This is a genomic window from Fictibacillus marinisediminis (assembly GCF_023149135.1).
Lineage (GTDB): Bacteria > Bacillota > Bacilli > Bacillales > Fictibacillaceae > Fictibacillus_C > Fictibacillus_C marinisediminis.
This window is the reverse complement of record NZ_JAIWJX010000002.1, coordinates 1,147,502-1,163,286: the sequence shown is the minus strand read 5'-3', so window position 1 is coordinate 1,163,286 and position 15,785 is coordinate 1,147,502. Positions and strand designations below refer to the sequence as shown.

Annotated in this window: 15 protein-coding genes and 3 pseudogenes; 4 read left to right on the top strand and 14 right to left on the bottom strand. The window is 40.4% G+C overall.

Going from position 1 to position 15,785, the window contains the following annotated elements; genetic code table 11:
* Nucleotides 1-373: 373 nt before the first annotated feature.
* From LCY76_RS06430 to aldA, 13 genes and pseudogenes are all read right to left on the bottom strand, one after another.
* Nucleotides 374-493: pseudogene (locus LCY76_RS06430) on the bottom strand (aminoglycoside phosphotransferase family protein); the annotation flags it as partial.
* 203 nt (nt 494-696) lie between these two features.
* Nucleotides 697-2,352: a hypothetical protein gene (locus LCY76_RS06425; protein WP_248251937.1), complete on the bottom strand. Its 1,656-nt coding sequence runs from the start codon at nt 2,350-2,352 to the stop codon at nt 697-699.
* A 400-nt stretch (nt 2,353-2,752) separates the two neighbouring features.
* Nucleotides 2,753-4,144, bottom strand: coding sequence for a DJ-1/PfpI family protein (locus LCY76_RS06420; RefSeq protein ID WP_248251936.1), 1,392 nt, complete (start codon nt 4,142-4,144; stop codon nt 2,753-2,755).
* A gap of 617 nt (nt 4,145-4,761) precedes the next feature.
* Nucleotides 4,762-5,385 (bottom strand): annotated as a pseudogene (locus tag LCY76_RS06415) (tyrosine-type recombinase/integrase); the annotation flags it as partial.
* A 77-nt stretch (nt 5,386-5,462) separates the two neighbouring features.
* A pseudogene (locus LCY76_RS06410) lies at nt 5,463-5,859 on the bottom strand (YciI family protein).
* Nucleotides 5,860-6,670: 811 nt separating this feature from the next.
* Nucleotides 6,671-6,877 (bottom strand): hypothetical protein, encoded by a 207-nt coding sequence (locus LCY76_RS06405; RefSeq protein WP_248251935.1) that lies wholly within the window; start codon nt 6,875-6,877, stop codon nt 6,671-6,673.
* Nucleotides 6,878-7,002: 125 nt separating this feature from the next.
* Entirely contained in the window at nt 7,003-7,164 is a 162-nt protein-coding gene (locus tag LCY76_RS06400) for a hypothetical protein (protein ID WP_248251934.1), read from the bottom strand.
* A gap of 20 nt (nt 7,165-7,184) precedes the next feature.
* Nucleotides 7,185-7,352: a hypothetical protein gene (locus tag LCY76_RS06395; protein ID WP_248251933.1), complete on the bottom strand. Its 168-nt coding sequence runs from the start codon at nt 7,350-7,352 to the stop codon at nt 7,185-7,187.
* A 460-nt stretch (nt 7,353-7,812) separates the two neighbouring features.
* Complete coding sequence (locus LCY76_RS06390; RefSeq protein WP_248251932.1) at nt 7,813-8,256, bottom strand: GNAT family N-acetyltransferase; 444 nt, start codon at nt 8,254-8,256, stop codon at nt 7,813-7,815.
* Nucleotides 8,257-8,683: 427 nt separating this feature from the next.
* Nucleotides 8,684-9,256, bottom strand: a complete 573-nt coding sequence (locus LCY76_RS06385) for an undecaprenyl-diphosphatase (protein WP_248251931.1) — start codon at nt 9,254-9,256, stop codon at nt 8,684-8,686.
* A 162-nt stretch (nt 9,257-9,418) separates the two neighbouring features.
* Nucleotides 9,419-9,895, bottom strand: coding sequence for a Cys-tRNA(Pro) deacylase (gene ybaK / locus LCY76_RS06380; RefSeq protein ID WP_248251930.1), 477 nt, complete (start codon nt 9,893-9,895; stop codon nt 9,419-9,421).
* A 30-nt stretch (nt 9,896-9,925) separates the two neighbouring features.
* Nucleotides 9,926-11,152 (bottom strand): MFS transporter, encoded by a 1,227-nt coding sequence (locus LCY76_RS06375; RefSeq protein WP_248254609.1) that lies wholly within the window; start codon nt 11,150-11,152, stop codon nt 9,926-9,928.
* A gap of 126 nt (nt 11,153-11,278) precedes the next feature.
* Complete coding sequence (gene aldA / locus LCY76_RS06370; RefSeq protein WP_248251929.1) at nt 11,279-12,721, bottom strand: aldehyde dehydrogenase; 1,443 nt, start codon at nt 12,719-12,721, stop codon at nt 11,279-11,281.
* Between the two features lie 240 nt (nt 12,722-12,961).
* Here aldA and LCY76_RS06365 point away from each other — a divergent pair, with 240 nt between their 5' ends.
* Genes LCY76_RS06365 through LCY76_RS06355 form a run of 3 tightly spaced genes read left to right on the top strand, consistent with a single transcriptional unit; the run spans nt 12,962 to nt 14,327 of the window.
* Nucleotides 12,962-13,558: a LysE family translocator gene (locus LCY76_RS06365; protein ID WP_272885692.1), complete on the top strand. Its 597-nt coding sequence runs from the start codon at nt 12,962-12,964 to the stop codon at nt 13,556-13,558.
* A 14-nt stretch (nt 13,559-13,572) separates the two neighbouring features.
* On the top strand, nt 13,573-13,797 hold the full coding sequence (locus tag LCY76_RS06360) for a hypothetical protein (protein ID WP_248251927.1): 225 nt from the start codon (nt 13,573-13,575) through the stop codon (nt 13,795-13,797).
* Complete coding sequence (locus LCY76_RS06355) at nt 13,788-14,327, top strand: phosphotransferase (RefSeq protein ID WP_248251926.1); 540 nt, start codon at nt 13,788-13,790, stop codon at nt 14,325-14,327. The genes LCY76_RS06360 and LCY76_RS06355 overlap by 10 nt, the downstream gene beginning before the upstream one ends.
* A gap of 141 nt (nt 14,328-14,468) precedes the next feature.
* Here the strand turns inward: LCY76_RS06355 and LCY76_RS06350 are convergent, their stop codons facing one another.
* Nucleotides 14,469-14,837 (bottom strand): winged helix-turn-helix transcriptional regulator, encoded by a 369-nt coding sequence (locus LCY76_RS06350; protein WP_248251925.1) that lies wholly within the window; start codon nt 14,835-14,837, stop codon nt 14,469-14,471.
* Nucleotides 14,838-14,987: 150 nt separating this feature from the next.
* On the opposite strand from LCY76_RS06350, the gene LCY76_RS06345 reads away from it, so the two are divergent.
* On the top strand, nt 14,988-15,623 hold the full coding sequence (locus LCY76_RS06345) for an FMN-dependent NADH-azoreductase (RefSeq protein ID WP_248251924.1): 636 nt from the start codon (nt 14,988-14,990) through the stop codon (nt 15,621-15,623).
* Nucleotides 15,624-15,785: the final 162 nt, after the last annotated feature.

Genomic DNA, 15,785 nt, shown 5'->3' with positions numbered 1-15,785 from the left:
TTTCTCATTTTTATCAATATATATTTACACGACCATCACTATGATGGATCATAATTGTTGCAAAATTTAAAGGAAGAAAAACCCTTTTTTATAAAACAAATGACTAACAAAAAATGATATCTAAATATACGATCATTTAGTGGTAGCATCAGGAATCACATATTTACACCGTTAAGGAAATTCCACTATTAAAAAGCCCAATTTCTTGGCATTAATCTTAAGAAATCGGGCTTTTTTTCGTAAAGCACCCGATCGTTGAAGAAGGATCTTCATCTTCATTGCTGAGGGGTTTTTGCGCAAACGCACCCTTTTGTGGATTAATCGATAGTTATAAAGAATAGTAATGATTGACTATTTCCATCAGACGTTCAGATTATTCTGATGATACGTTTTCAGACAATCTTGCCCCTGCTATGATTGGAGCCCATTGGAAAACTTCATCTTTTGACAAACCACTTTTCTCAAAATAAATTCGCAGATACATATCAGCTAATACGGTTGTATGCCAAGAATTTTTCAACTTCCAAAATGCAATGCTCTATATGACTAAAAATACTTCTTGGTAAGGAAATACAGTAAAAAGCCGATCCCCAGTGAAGTACCGGCCATCAGCTCAATGTGTTGCATGAATTATAATATCCTCTATTGCCATCCAAAACACCGCTTCGATCTCGTCATAACTTTTCAGATGAGACTTTATACAGCAGAATAATATTCCTTTAGCTCCTTAATCAAGGCGTCCCAGGTTTCAGCCTGATCATCAGATATTTCCTTTCCTTTTAACGAAGCAATCTGGTTTTGTAAACTGTTAAGACCCTGAATGGCCCTGTCATTTTGCTCTTCAAAGTGGTAGGTCATAATATCAGCTGCCTTTTTAAGGAGGCTGCTTTTTGTCGCAGCTTCAACATTTGAGGTGTAAATGGAAGAATACAATTCATATGTCGCGTAGGAAACCTTTATATGATTATAAGCACGCTCACGTCTCTGTTCATCATATTGCAAAATTTCTCCGATGATTCCGGAATAATTAGATGAGACATTCCAGCTGCTGTTATCGGCAAAGTTTGCGTTATTCACCGTAAAACCAACAGGCTGCAGTGCATCAAAACCTGCGTACGTCCAGAAGTTATTTACTCCCTTATTCTCATAAAAACGGAACGATACATCAGCCCAGGATTTGCCGGCAAGATAGGGTTTAAGGTCTACAGTAACGGGTTTCCAAAGGAGGTCGGGAACAATTTCAGCCGTATCCTGTTCCCAGACCACTTTTCCATCAATCAGCAACTGTTTTTTATGGTAACCAGATACGTCTGCTCCAAGGTTCATCGTCTGGAACGTTAACGAATAGTTGTCGGCTTTATTCACACGTACTCTTTGAGTAGCTTGTGCGTAATTGCCAGCTGAGCTTGGGACGCCACTGCCGATAAAAAAGTTTAAATAGCCTGTGTCGTCATATGCCTTATCGTCGGTTGGTTCTGGTTCAAAGTTCTTTTTGAGGACGTAGGAGATAGTCCCTTCGATTTTTCCCTTCTTCATGTTCTCCAAGGCGATTTGGGTCACTTTTCTTACATAGTCTGCCGAAGGATTGGCAGGAGTTTTGGATAATTGAGAGGCATAAATCATCCAATACAACGGTAAGTTATATTTGCTAAGTAAACTATAAGCGCTGTCAATTTGTTCCTGTTCGGACGCATATACCTGGGTATTCCGGTATATTCCATCCCTGAAAGCAAGGATGACGCCATCGATATATGCTCCCCGTGTCTGAAGAAAAGATTCATTTAATGAATCGGTATACATGAGAGGAGAAAAAAACAGATCAGGATTAATTGCTTCGGACGTTTTCTTCATTTGGTCCATATATTCTGGGGTGAATTTATTTAGGTTATGATTAAAATCATCGATTGCCCAGCCGATTACATTCGGATATTGAATAGACAGTTTTGCTATTTCTCTGGACCAGGCAAGGTAATCTGTCGTATAAGGATAGGATTTCCGTTCACCGGTTGATTCAGTTGGGGGGACAACATAGACGACCACATCAATCCCGGCTTTTTTGGCAGCAGGCAAAAATTCGTTTCTCAAATCATCCCAATCTGTATTCTCGTCCCAAATCAGATAATAATAAGTGTTAATATGTAATTCCTTCATCTTTTCGATGGAACGGGGTGTATCAATATGGTAGATTCCATCGGAGCGGGGAGTGGTTTCACGTACTACTCCGGCATAATCTCCAAGGATTTTTCCTGGTTTAGCCGTTTCTGCTGCGTCCGCTGATTTGGGTGCGGAAACCCCTGTGAAAAGGCTGAGAACAAATGATGATAGTAGAAAATAAAACCCCAATCGTTTCATAAATGCTTCCTCCTCTAAATTTTAGGTCGTAATTTACGGTTCAGGAAATTATTTTAAATAAACACAAGGGAAATTGCTTATAGGCCACGGAGCATACGGTGAACATTATAACATTCCTCCAATAGACAATTTTTATATAGAACACGTCAAAATCCCCATACATCGTTGATATCAATATGCATAAACGAATGATTTATATAGAATGTAAACTTTATTTAAGGATTTTTAACGGACGGGTTAAAATGCCAATATGAAAACATCTTTTATGGTACGTCCTAAAGCAATACCTAATTTTGACATCCAATAATAAAAGCTGCCATAACGGCAGCTCAATCTAAAAACTCTTGCCCAGTTTGACTACAATTCATCACAAACTGTATCTGCCCGAAGGCGGTAGTGATTAGCTCGCTTGTTTATACGATTTAAAAATTGGTTTCTTCATAATGAATCGTCTGTCAATACAGAAAGTTACCAACAATGCTAGTAAGCCGATTAGAAGTACATTGCCGTATGTTTCAAGAGGAAATGGTTTGCCCTCTAGATGGATACCATTCGCACGATATTCAAATCGTTTTACAGCATGCTTGGCACTTAAAAGGTCTTCTTGTTTAGCTAAGTCTTCCAATGGTGCTTCGAATACATAGCTGTTTGGTGAATCACTGTGAATAAGGAGGGTCTCTTTAGCATTACCCTTTTCACGCCAAAGTCTTACATCTGCTGCCGCTAGTGATTTTGCGTTGCCACCTGGTATGATCATTTTGTCTAATTTTGGAGCATTAGATATTTGATGCCTAGCCAGTATATTAAGATGATGTTTCGTAGTTATTGGTGCATCTGAACTAGAAACGGTCAAGACTTGTGTCGTTCCGGTGTCTCCATAAGAATCAAATATAGAAGATAAAGCTATTTCATCCATATCTTTATACAGAAGTACCCCCATTTGTTTCTTATTCCAATGGAATCCAAGATTTAGCCAATATGTTGCAAATTTTATATCCACGTAAAAAGGGTGGTCCACCTTTGGATTTTGAACGAATTGGTAAGAAGGATAACTAATTTCCTTGGATATTTTTGCAGCCACAGGTTCTCCTAGTTTCTGAGATATAAGGTGAAGTACTGCATCGATACCTGCGCTTTGACCTGCTGAAGTTAAGGTATTTCCTTCGTGAACATACCTCACATCCTCTTTCCAATGTGTATCAGGATATTGCTTCATTAATATGGGTAGGAATTGCCAGTGTGAGGTGGCTGATTTCCCTTTTAATAAACCTGCATCGGCAAGATTCTGTGACCCACCACAAATGCTGAAAAAAGTGGAGGTTTTACTGCTGGAATGTTGTTGAATCCATTCGCGAGTTGGTTGATATTTCTGTTCATCTACTCCGGGCATATAAGGGACCACAATAATATCTGGACTTTTATTTAATAGGTTATCCAGTTCTTTATAAGAGTAATGTGGTATTACATCCAGTCCGCCTGATAAGGACTTCACGTTTTTGTCCGGTGCAACGGCGTATACATTATAAGCATCTGTCATCGACAGCAGTTCGTAGGGAATAAGAAAATCAAAGTCTTCGGTTGGTATACTTGAATCCGCTAATACGACTGCTACTGTAGGTTTATTGGGATCGTATTGAGGTATATTCACTCCTTGTAGCGAAGGAACTGGCTCATGGCGGACGTTAAAGTAAAAATCTTTTTGATGACGATTAAAGCCATAGAACCCGATCCCCCCCACAAACACAACGAAAATCAATACATAAACAGCTAAACGTACTACTAACCTTTTCATTTTATATTCCTCCTTAATTCGCCTTTTCGGATTTGAATGTTGTTATTCTTTAACGCGGCAAAAATTTCCCGACTCCAATGAATAAACGTTTGATACATCCTGAACAAAAATCATATTTTCCACTTTCAAAATGTGGATATTTGGTTATTGACTACCCTTGTGAACTACGCTCCCATTGTACTTAGTTTGAACAGATAAAAACCGCACTCTTTTTGTGTATTACCGCAAAATTTCGCGGTACCCCCATAGGGTATTTGTTGTTATGACTCCATATTACCTTTTTTCTAAAGCTTTCAAAATTGTGCTAAAGCCTGATTTTTATATCAGACTTCAGACTTAGCTGGTTTCAGACCACAAAAAAGACAGAGACTGAAATAGTCTCTGCCCAATAGATTGCCTTAAAAACCGATATCAAGTTATAAGAAATAGACCGTAACTTGAACAATAAATAATTACCTCGCTTTTTTTCCAAATATGAATTAAAAGGGAGAGGATTTCCCCCTCTCTCTTCAACTAAACTGCCCTTTAACTTAGTACCAATTATTTCAATACAAAGAAAATATTTCAATCATTTATTCCATTAAATAAGAAAAGCACGCTCTGATTGAATGCGCTTTCTAAAAGTATTTGGTATAGAAATCATGTCTTAGTTTACCACTCAGCTGATCATAAATTTTCGTGGTTTCACTCTTCTCATGGCCAATTAGACTTTGAATGACTTCAATAGGTACTCCGTTGTCTATCATATGGGTTGCATAACTATGTCTTAATTGGTGTGGATGTATGTTCTTCTTAATCCCTGCCGACTGGAGATACGTTTTATAATGTATCTTATAAGGTCAATACTCATTCTTCTTTTTGGTCTTCTCTCTGTTATAAATAAAAAGGTTCTTGATCATTACGTTTGTCTAAGTACCTTTTCAACCATAAGGAACAACGAGTATTGAAGTACACTTCTCTTTCCTTATCACCTTTTCCATGAACAATGACAGAATTAGTATTAATGTTGATATCAGCACGATTAAGCTTTACCACTTCTCCAATAAGACAGCCAGTGGAATAAAAGAACTCAAATAAGGCATTTTCATAGAGTTGTAGTAGCCCTCTCTCAGATGTTCGATTTCAAGCTCAGAAAGAAATTTTGGATTCTCTTTCCAAGCTTTGGCTCTTTCAATTTAGCTGCAGGATTTCTATTAAGAAATCCTTTCATCAATTATCCATTTGAATATGGAGCGAATACAAATTGCCTAAATGGTACGCTTGGTTCTAGAGGTGATCACGATCGCCTTCCCTTCTCAGATTTCTCGCGTAATTCCGCTTACTTGGCCAACATTTCTGGATCCTCGGTCAGCTCCGGCGCCTCACTCAAATACTTGACGCAATTCAATCTGACCTTCCCCATGTCCTTGCGGGTCCGGCATCCGCATGGCCCACTCGATGGCTTCTTCCCTCGACTTCACATCAATCAGAATGAACCCGGCAATCAATTCTTTTGATTCCGTAAATGGACCATCCGTAACCACCGGCTTTTCCCCTGGTTTCGGATACGAAAGGCGAATCCCATTTGAACTTGGATGAAGTCCTTTAGCCGCAACCCGCACGCCTGCCTTAACTAATTCCTCATTGTACTTCGTCATGGCTTCAATGAGCTCAGAGCTCGGGAGCTTTCCGGCTTCCGAATTCTTCGAGGCTTTGACAATCAGCATAAACAGCATAAAAATTTCCTCCTTCTTTTTTAGAGGCAAATCCCCTAATTGACCTCTTTATAAATACAACGAACGGGAAACACCAAAATCGACACATTGAATAAAAAATCTTTTCCAAATTATCTATATAGAAATACGGGCATGAGAGTATTATTTGAAACATAATAGATTAGCTGTTATTTGACAGAAAAGCTTATAAAGATCATGATGACCTCATTGTGAAACTTTTTGCTAAGATTTATACTGAATTTCGGATCGACGACACAATGATGCGCTTTTGTGCTCTACACAGTTGTTCGAATAGAATTTACCATGAATACTTTTCGAACCAAGAAACAATTATGTTTATTTGTGAACGCTTATAAATCAATTCAAAACCTCCAGCTTTACAAATGTTATTCAACAATCTGGCCCGATTGCGGAACAAAGAAAATTTAGCACTATCCTTAAACCGGTACCATAAACAGTCGTTTTTGGGATGAGTCAAAAAAGAGATTGTGATAAGCCTCTTTTTAGTAGAATTTCTATCCCAAAACTCATGCCCAAAATCAATGTTTCATTATATCTGCTTGAATACCTTTATGATAACAAAAAACCCACTTTTCAAAAGGTTTGGGCCCTAAGTTTCAACAAAATAAACAAAAGTATCGGAAATTTAGAAAATGATTGTAAAAAATCCGGGCGGAGGCGTACGATAAATCGGAATAAGTACTCGTCAAAACGAGGTTAGCTCTGTAAACTAGCATTTTATTTAAGAGATTTTTCCAGCTTGTCCAAACGCATTACTAGATTTCTGCATAAGATAAAGTGAGAGACAAGGTTAAACCTTTTTTCTCACTTTATAACGGCTTGGAGGGATTTTTATGTCGTCCAAAAAGAAAAAACACTGTGGTTGTAAGCGTTCTTCTAAAAAAGTAAAATTAGTATGTAAATGTAAAAAAGTGAAAAAACGCAGCTCCAGTTCAAGCTCAAGTTCAAGTTCAAGTTCAAGCTCAAGCTCAAGCTCAAGTCCCCATACACTATTCAATAGAGGTTGCTGACCCGCCCAATAGTGGTGATCACCCACAACTACAGTAAAATAATTCTCACAAAATAAACGCGAAGCAATTAGCTTTGCGTTTATTTTATCTTAATTGGTTGTTTCCCTTCTGTTTAATAGTTATCGTCAAACATTGAGATAACCGTATTTCCCTGTTTTTTCTTTAAAAATCGTGCTGAGTTCGTTTGTAATACTATCGCTTCAGGAATAGCTGTTACAGCAAAAGAAGTTGCCAAGAACGTAACGACGAGGGAATAGGCATCAATCTGTTTCATATATGAACCTTTTACTACCATTAAATGCTGAATGGATAGATATATCGCCCATCTATATCGGTAAATCCATATTCTTTTGCCAGATCGCCAATCCTTACCCCTTGTCCACTTTTCTCCATGATCTTTGGATCATTTGCTAATGCTGAGATAGCTCGACCAATATAATAATGGCTTTCTGTATTCTTCAAAGCATCAACTTCCTGCCAATGCAGTTCATCAGTTTGAAGGTTGTAGGCCATGGCAGAGAATTTAGATCTTTGTTTAACTTATTTCAAAGACGATTTTCATTTAAAGAGAGTTTTTCCTCTTCGTTCACAACAAATCTCAATCCATAAAGAATCCACCTAAAAAAGAACCATAAAGACGCCTTCCTTAAGAAGTGGAATAAACTTGTCTGTCGGACCATTCTATTTGTTCAATATCATGATCGTGCACAGAACCCCCTCCTCTTTCTTGAAATACATCTGAATATATTTATGTAACAAATTAAAAACGTATAACACCGATCTTGATGTACACAATCCATTTTCCCATCAACCTAATAATTGGAAGCTGCATTTACATTAAGCAACTATCAGACCAAGTGAACAAGAATATATTATTTACATCTTTTGCTGTATACCCATCTTGATCATTGTGGTTCCCTCCTTAAAGTTCTTTTCTCATGACGATCCGGTTATTGTTCACATTGTAACCATTTTTAAGGTAAAACGCTTCTGCCAGTCCTTCCTTGGAAGTTAATAAATAAAGACTTTGAATCTCTCTTCTTTTCAATTCTTCTTCAAACCAATTCAGCATTTTAGTTCCATAGCCTTTCCCTTGAATCTTGTTGTTCACGCAAAGTTCAGCTATATAGAACGTTACTCCGTTATAGGTTCGTTTACTGTTGCCCGCAATAAAGCCAATGAACTGGCCGCTCTCATAAAATACAAAACCGAGAAACTTCGGTGTATTCACCAAATCGGATAACCTCTCCTTTGCCGTTTCAACGGTCCAGCTCTCATTCCACGGACTGCTGTTAAAAACATTTTGATACAGCTCAATACATGCATCCAGGTGTTCTTCATTCATGAAAACACTTCGTACAGACAATGAAACCCTTCCTTTCTTTTCACGGGCTATGTATTCTTTTTAATGCAAGAGAAAGCGAGAACTACAGGGATCCGCCGCCTGCGTTGGAACTCTTCCTCATTGCTGAAATTATCTCTTTGCGGTGTACCTTCACGCAGAGCGAGTATTGCAAATCCCGCTCTTGTCAGGGATCTGAAATTTCGTTCTATGGATCTATGATACTTGACAACCATTTGACCCATCCACGATTCCTGTAAGGGGCTCATATGCCCCTTTCACCTTCAAAATCGTATTTTTCATGTTCAAATGTTCAGGTTTTATGTTCAAAAATACCGATTTATGTTCAAAAAATTTTTTTTATGTTCAAAAACTACTCTTTTATTTTCAAGCCGTTTATACGCGACACTATTCGACGGATTTCTACCTGTTTATTTTTAATTAGAACTTATCAAAAGTTCTCCACTCTCTCCTTTACACCGCTTTCTGCATAACGCTTAACCAATCGACTAGCAAACATGGTTTTATAGACAACCATTGATGAAACAATACCCAGCAATGTCCCCGTTGCCACATCGATGGGATAATGTACACCGACCCAAACGCGTGAAAAAGCGACGCAAAAAGCGAGCAGAAGACAAATGAAGCCTTCCTTCCTTCTGAAGAGCCAAATGGTGGTACAGATTGAAAAGAAGATGATGGCATGGTCACTTGGAAATGAATTATCAATACCATGCTCGACCAGCTGATGCACGTTCGGCAGTTCTGCAAAAGGCTGATGATGAGAATAGAGCAGACCTGCAAGTTTGCCAAGAATCTCTGCAATCCCACAACTCACGATCGCAAAAACAATCATCAGCCGGTTGCGGTTGGAGCGAGTGAAACAGCAGGCGATAACAAGGATCCCAAGTGCATAGAGCATATACTCCGCTAAAAACACCATGACTGGGTTTGCAGCAGAAAAGCTGCCAGCAAGATCATTGATACTCCTGAAGGTTTCATTATTAAATTGTGTAAGTGTCATTTTTTGTCCCCCTTTTTTAATGAATCATCCTTTTTCCTCTATTTCTATTTTATGAGGGAATGAGGCTCCCTTACCATGTGCAAACCTTACACTTTCTTACAATGATGTAAGGTTGCCATTAAAAAAGCAGAACCCTGAATAAAGGTTCCACCCCTTCGTTGTTTATTTTGTGATTGCTGCATATTTAGCTCTTGTCACGTTTTCTAAATCTCTCGGTGACAGTTCGATCTGCAGTCCAATCTTCCCTCCGCTTACGATGATGGTCTCCTGTGCTTTCGCCGCTTCTTCTATGATTGTAGGAAGCAGTTTTTTCATGCCTACTGGCGAGCAGCCCCCTCGAACATATCCTGTAACGGCCAGCAATTCTTTTACAGGAAGCATTTCCACTTTCTTTTCATCGACCGCTTTGGCCGCTTTCTTTAGGTCAAGCTCCGCTTCTACCGGTATGACAAAAACATAATATTCCTTGCCAGAGCCTTGGGCAACCAGTGTCTTGTAAACAACCCCCAGCTCACGCCCTATTTTGTGAGCCACAGATACCCCATCATTCTTGCCGTCCTCTGTACTGTAACTCATATTTTCATAGTCTATTTTTTCCTTGTCCAGTATTCTCATCGCGTTCGTTTTGGTTTTTTTCATATCCTTCTCCTTATTTCCGATTTCTTCCCATTATAAAGGACTGCTTAGATCTGCCACCTCTTTTTTCTTTGCCTGCAGCAAGGAAAAAGACAAGACAGCAGAAACCATAATTAGAGCAGCTCCAAGAATATAAACGGCACGGATGTTGATTGCATCTGCTACAAAGCCCATTAAAAATATAGATAGGCTCGTAATGATGGACATTAGAATCCCTTTGCTGGCATATACCTTGGGCAGATGCTCGCTCTCAATGTTGGTTTGGAAAGCTGTTTGCTGTGCAACATCCCTGAGCTGATAGGCAGGCCCCATGGCAACACACAAAAGAAGTGCAAAGAACGGAACACTGGTTAAACCATATAGAAGGGTAAACAGGCTGAACAGGAATGATCCTGCTGCCATGCTTAAGATCAGATGTTTCTGAATTCTTTTGGCCAGCCATAGCGTGCAAATTCCGCCTAGAATCGTTCCGGCATAATAGCTGGCGTTTATGAACCCCCACCATTGCTCTCCCCTATGTAAAACCTCTTTTACATAAATCAGTGTCAGCGCACCGATCCAGATCGAACCTGCCACTCCTTCAATAGCATCCATCACCGTCACCATACGCAGGGTTGGAATCTTCCACAAGTAGATCCAGCCCTCTTTCATTAGGGCCCATTTCGTTGAAGGTAAAGGTTTTACCTCCTCTTTTTCATAAAAATACCGGCTGCAAATGATTAAGCAGATTACCGCCAGCCACATGAGAGCAGCCGTCACGATCAATACAGGACTGTGCCCCCATTTAATGACTGCGTAACCTGTAAATGTGTATCCTGCAATCTGTACAGATTGGTTCGTAAGCGCTAAAGAACTGTTTACTTTTACAAGTTCTTCCCTCAGAACTATTTTTGGTACGACCGAACTGAGGAAAGGGCTCCCCCATCCTTCAATGAAAGAAATGATGAGGATAAATGCAAGCAGCCATATAATATGAGAGGCAATCGAACCGAATCCGATAAGAAACAAAGTGAGCAGCAGTGCTTTAATCCCTTGCAGACTAATGAGAAGTTTGCTGAATTTAAATTTATTCAGCAGCAATGGTGACGTAAATCCTGCAGAAAGACGGGAAACTGCCTGAAAAAGCGGGAATAATGAAGAAATTAATGCCGATCCCGTTTTTTGATAGATAAATGTCGTAACCGCCATGATATAGACCACGTCGGCTAAGGATATGCTCGTTTCTGCAATCCAGAAACTGATAAACGGAGTCCTTTTCATCACCGTTCATTCCTTTTTTTGTAATTTATATTTATTATAATATTATAAAAACTTTCATTAAACAATGAGTATTTCCACATAAAAAAGCCTGGCACATGATATGCCAGACTGATTTTAGCGCTGTTTTCAGTTTTTGTATTCCATATAGACAGCATGTGTCACAAGGAAATCTTCCACGCCATGTTTTCCGTCCGCGCCGCCAAGGCCAGATTTTCTGCGGCCAGCGTGATAACCCTGGATGGCTTCAAAGTTTTCCCGGTTTACAAAGGTTTCACCAAATTTCAATTCATTGGCAGCCCTCATCGCTTCGTGCACGTTTTCCGTATAGATGGAAGAAGAAAGACCGTAATCGGAATCATTGGCCCATTCGATCGCCTCGTCAAGCGTTTTGTAGGTAACTACTGGAAGAACAGGTCCAAAGATTTCTTCTTGGATGATCTTCATATCCTGGGTGACATTCGTAATGACCGTCGGTTCGTAAAAGTATCCTTTTTCGATATTTGCCCGTTTGCCGCCTGTCAGCACTCTAGCACCTCTTTTCACAGCACCCTCTACCATCTCATGAACAGTTTCCAGACGGTTTTGGCTGACCAGAGGCCCCATTTCAGTATCTTTATCTGATGCCTTTCCTACCTTTGTCTCTCTCATCGCATTCACCATTTTATCAATAAACGCATCGGCCACTTTTTCATGCACATAGACACGCTCAGCGTTCGTACAAGCCTGGCCAGCATTCGTAATTCTCGACGTTTTGATTTTCTCAACCGCCAGATCCAGATCGGCGTGTTCGGTGACAATAGCTGGTGCTTTTCCACCCAGCTCAAGATTCACTTTGGTAATGTTCTTCGCTGCCGCTTCCATCACTTTAGATCCGGCACCAACGCTTCCAGTCATGGTGACAATCCCTACTTTAGGATGAGTAGCCATCGCATTGCCGATCACTGAACCTTTGCCCGTTACAAAATTATAGACACCCGGAGGAATTTCATTCTTCATGCTGTCAATCAGCTTCGTGAATTCTGCTGCTGTGTTAGGCGTCTGCTGACTCGGCTTCAGGACGATGGAACAGCCTGTGATAAGAGCTGTTGCAACCTTTCTTGCCAAAATAAACACCGGAAAATTCCAAGGAACGATTCCTGCAACGACTCCGATCGGTTTACGGTATATAAAGATGTTTTCATTTGGCCGATCGCTCGGTACAATCTCGCCTTCGATACGGCGGGCCCATTCGGACATATAGTAAAAGTATTCAATCGCGGTATCGACCTCTCCTCCAGCTGCCTCTATGCTTTTTCCCTGTTCTTCTGACAGCAGTTTAACGAAAGTCTCGCGGTTCTCCTGAATTTTGTCTCCCAGTTTTCGGACAGCCTTGCCGCGCTGGATACTCGGGACTTTTTCCCATTTTTTCTGTCCTTCAAAAGCTGCTTCGATCGCTCGGTTGATGTCTTCTTCTGTTCCATTATATATGGTTGAAATCACCTCTTCAGTCGAGGGATTTACTACATCAATCGTTTCATTGGAAGTGGAAGATCCATATTCTCCATTAATATAGAGCTGATGTGGTTTCACTAAAAAATCCTCCCTTACTTATTTTAAGTGCACACCGTACTCTTCCACGTTTCTTCCTGGTTAAAACATTTCCATATATCGAAAACATTCATACAAACTAGTATCCAATTACCCTGTTTCTATAAAAACGCATGTCTCCTCCCCCTAAAGGCATACAGTAGAAAAGAGGACAAGGAAAGGGGTCAGACATGGAGTTCTTCATTTCATTCACACATTTTATTTTTTTGGGACTGAGTCTGGCTGGCGGCACCAATTGGGCCGATGAATATAGAGGTAATGAAACGCGGGCTGACACAAGGATTCCTTGCTTCCTGGTGTGTAGGGCTTGGAGGACTTACCGGGGATGTTCTTCTCCTTCTCGGCATTTATTTTGGCCTGGGTGAAATCATGCAGGTAAACTGGATACAAATAATCATGTACATAGTTGGCATTATTCTATTAATCTATCTAGGATTGCAGAGTATAGGTTCAGCCTTAACCTTTTACTTAAAGCTAACTACAGAGAACGATATGAACCGGCGAAGTGCCTACCTAACAGGGTTAATGATCGCCCTTGCCAACCCCATTTCCCTCATTTTTTGGTTTGGTGTTTTCGGAACTTCCCTGAATATCTTAACCTCTTCCCACTCTGTTGTATTCTCTCTTGCCTGCAGTTTTGCCATTATTCTGGGTTTGTTCTTATGGAACCTCAATCTTGTATTTACCGTTCATTTCTCCAAACGGCTGATGAGCCCCAGTGTCATGCGGAGCTCTATGTTCCTGGCAGGCTTTTGTCTGCTTGGTTTTGCTTGCCACTTCACTGTCCAATTGTATAAATTAATAATATCATTGGTTTAAGAGGGGGATTCTGAATGGGAAATGTGTGGGATGCTGAAATAATTGTATCACCTTTTATGGCAAAACAGCTCATTGAAGGTCAGTTCCCGGAACTTGCATCCGGAGAAGTCAATGAAATAGGCAAAGGGTTTGATAATACTGTTTATTCTGTAAATGGAAAATATATTTTCCGGTTTCCGCGCCGAGCGATCGCGGTTCCCCTTTTAAAGACTGAAAACAAGTTGCAGCGGTGCCGTTAGGCCGTTTTCTTCGGGCACTTCATGCGTTTCCGGCAGAACAGGCAAAGTCCCTGCAAGTGCCTTATGATGAGCTGGACCGATTAGGTGTCGAGAATCGCCGTCCAAAGCTGCTTGGCTTTTTAAACGAAATTATGGATCTTCAGCTTTATGAACGGGTAGGTGATCTTGAGCAAATCGTTCAAGCTACAGAACCGTACGAAACGGCTGGACATGAAGTTCTCGTACATGGAGATCTGCATATCCGCAACATCACAGTGGATGCTAATGGGAAAGTTTCGGGAATCATCGACTGGGGAGACGTACATATTGGTCATCCTGCAGTGGACCTGTCCATCGTCTACAGTTTTCTTCCTCCAGAAGGCCGGGAGATGTTCTTTCATGTATATGGCGAAATCGACCTTCAGACCCAAGAACTCGCAAGGTTTAAGGCTCTCTATACGAGCGTTCTTCTTATGCTTTACGGACATGGCCATCAGGATGCAGAATTAATAAAAGCCGCTGGTCAAAGCTTGGACCTCCTTCGCTTGTGACCGGCGGCTTTTTTGTTATTTAACGTCTGGAACGATTTCCTCAAGTGGTTCGTGGATTGGAAAACCCCGCAGGATGATTTGAGATGAGCGATATCCAACAGATGCAGGAATCAAAAAAGGAAATCCAGCCAGTTTTCCTTTTTAATTCGCCTCTCCATTAAAAGAAGCGTCCTCCTGTTCCTTTTTATACTTCATATGCTCCACATGGGCTGCGCCCCAATAGTGCATAGCATCCATAATCGGCCCTAAGCTTTTGCCGTATTCGGTAATGGAGTATTCTACTTTCGGCGGGATTTGGGGATAGACCACCCTTTGTACGATATCCTGCTCTTCTAACTCACGAAGGTGAAGCGTCAGCATGCGCTGGGTAATATCCGGCATTAACCTTCGTAATTCGTTAAACCTTAAAATATCACCGGAAAGCAGATGCTGAATGATGATTGGTTTCCACTTTCCTACGATCATATCTAGAGCCACAACCACCTGACATTGTTCTGGATTTTTCTTCATAAAGTCGGCCTCCGTTTTACAGTACCTTTTTTTATACTATACCACATGAATGTGCCTACTTCACAAATCTGCTCCTATGATTAATAATTGCTAAAGCAGGGAAATTACAATAACTGCTCTATATCACAACCAGAAAAGGTGGAATACACTATGGCAAAAGTATTATATATTTCAGCCCACCCGCACAATGAAACTCAATCTTTCAGTATGGCTGCTGGTAAGGCTTTTATCGACACTTATAAAGAAGTGAATGCAGACGACGAAGTGGTGCATATCGACCTTTATAAAGAAAACATTCCGCAAATTGACGCTGACGTATTCAGCGGCTGGGGAAAACTTCAAAGCGGAAAAGGGTTTGAAGAACTATCTGCTGAAGAAAAAACAAAAGTACAGCGTCTTGGTGAACTGAGCGAACAGTTCGTTGAAGCCGATAAATACGTTTTCGTTACACCATTGTGGAACTTCTCTTTCCCGCCAGTTATGAAAGCTTATCTTGATTCAGTAGCTGTTGCAGGTAAATCATTCAAATATACTGAACAAGGACCAGTTGGTCTTTTAACGGACAAGAAAGCTCTTCATATTCAAGCTCGCGGCGGTGTTTACTCAGAAGGCCCAGCTGCTGATCTTGAAATGGGGCATCGTTATTTGAGTGTAATGATGAACTTCTTCGGGGTTCCTTCATTGGAAGGAGTATTTATTGAAGGGCATGCTGCTATGCCTGATAAGGCTCAAGAAATTAAAGAAAACGGTATTGCACGTGCGAAGGATGCCGCACACACATTTTAAGTTGATAGAAAAACAAGGCGGTTCTTTTAGAAATCGCCTTGTTTTTTTTTATGTTTTGTTAAAATACTGATGATTAAAAGAGGCCCTCAAGCCTTTTTCCCCAATAATAAGGGGTGTTAACTTGCGATGATAAGAGCCGGCTAATTTGTGAAACAAATGAAG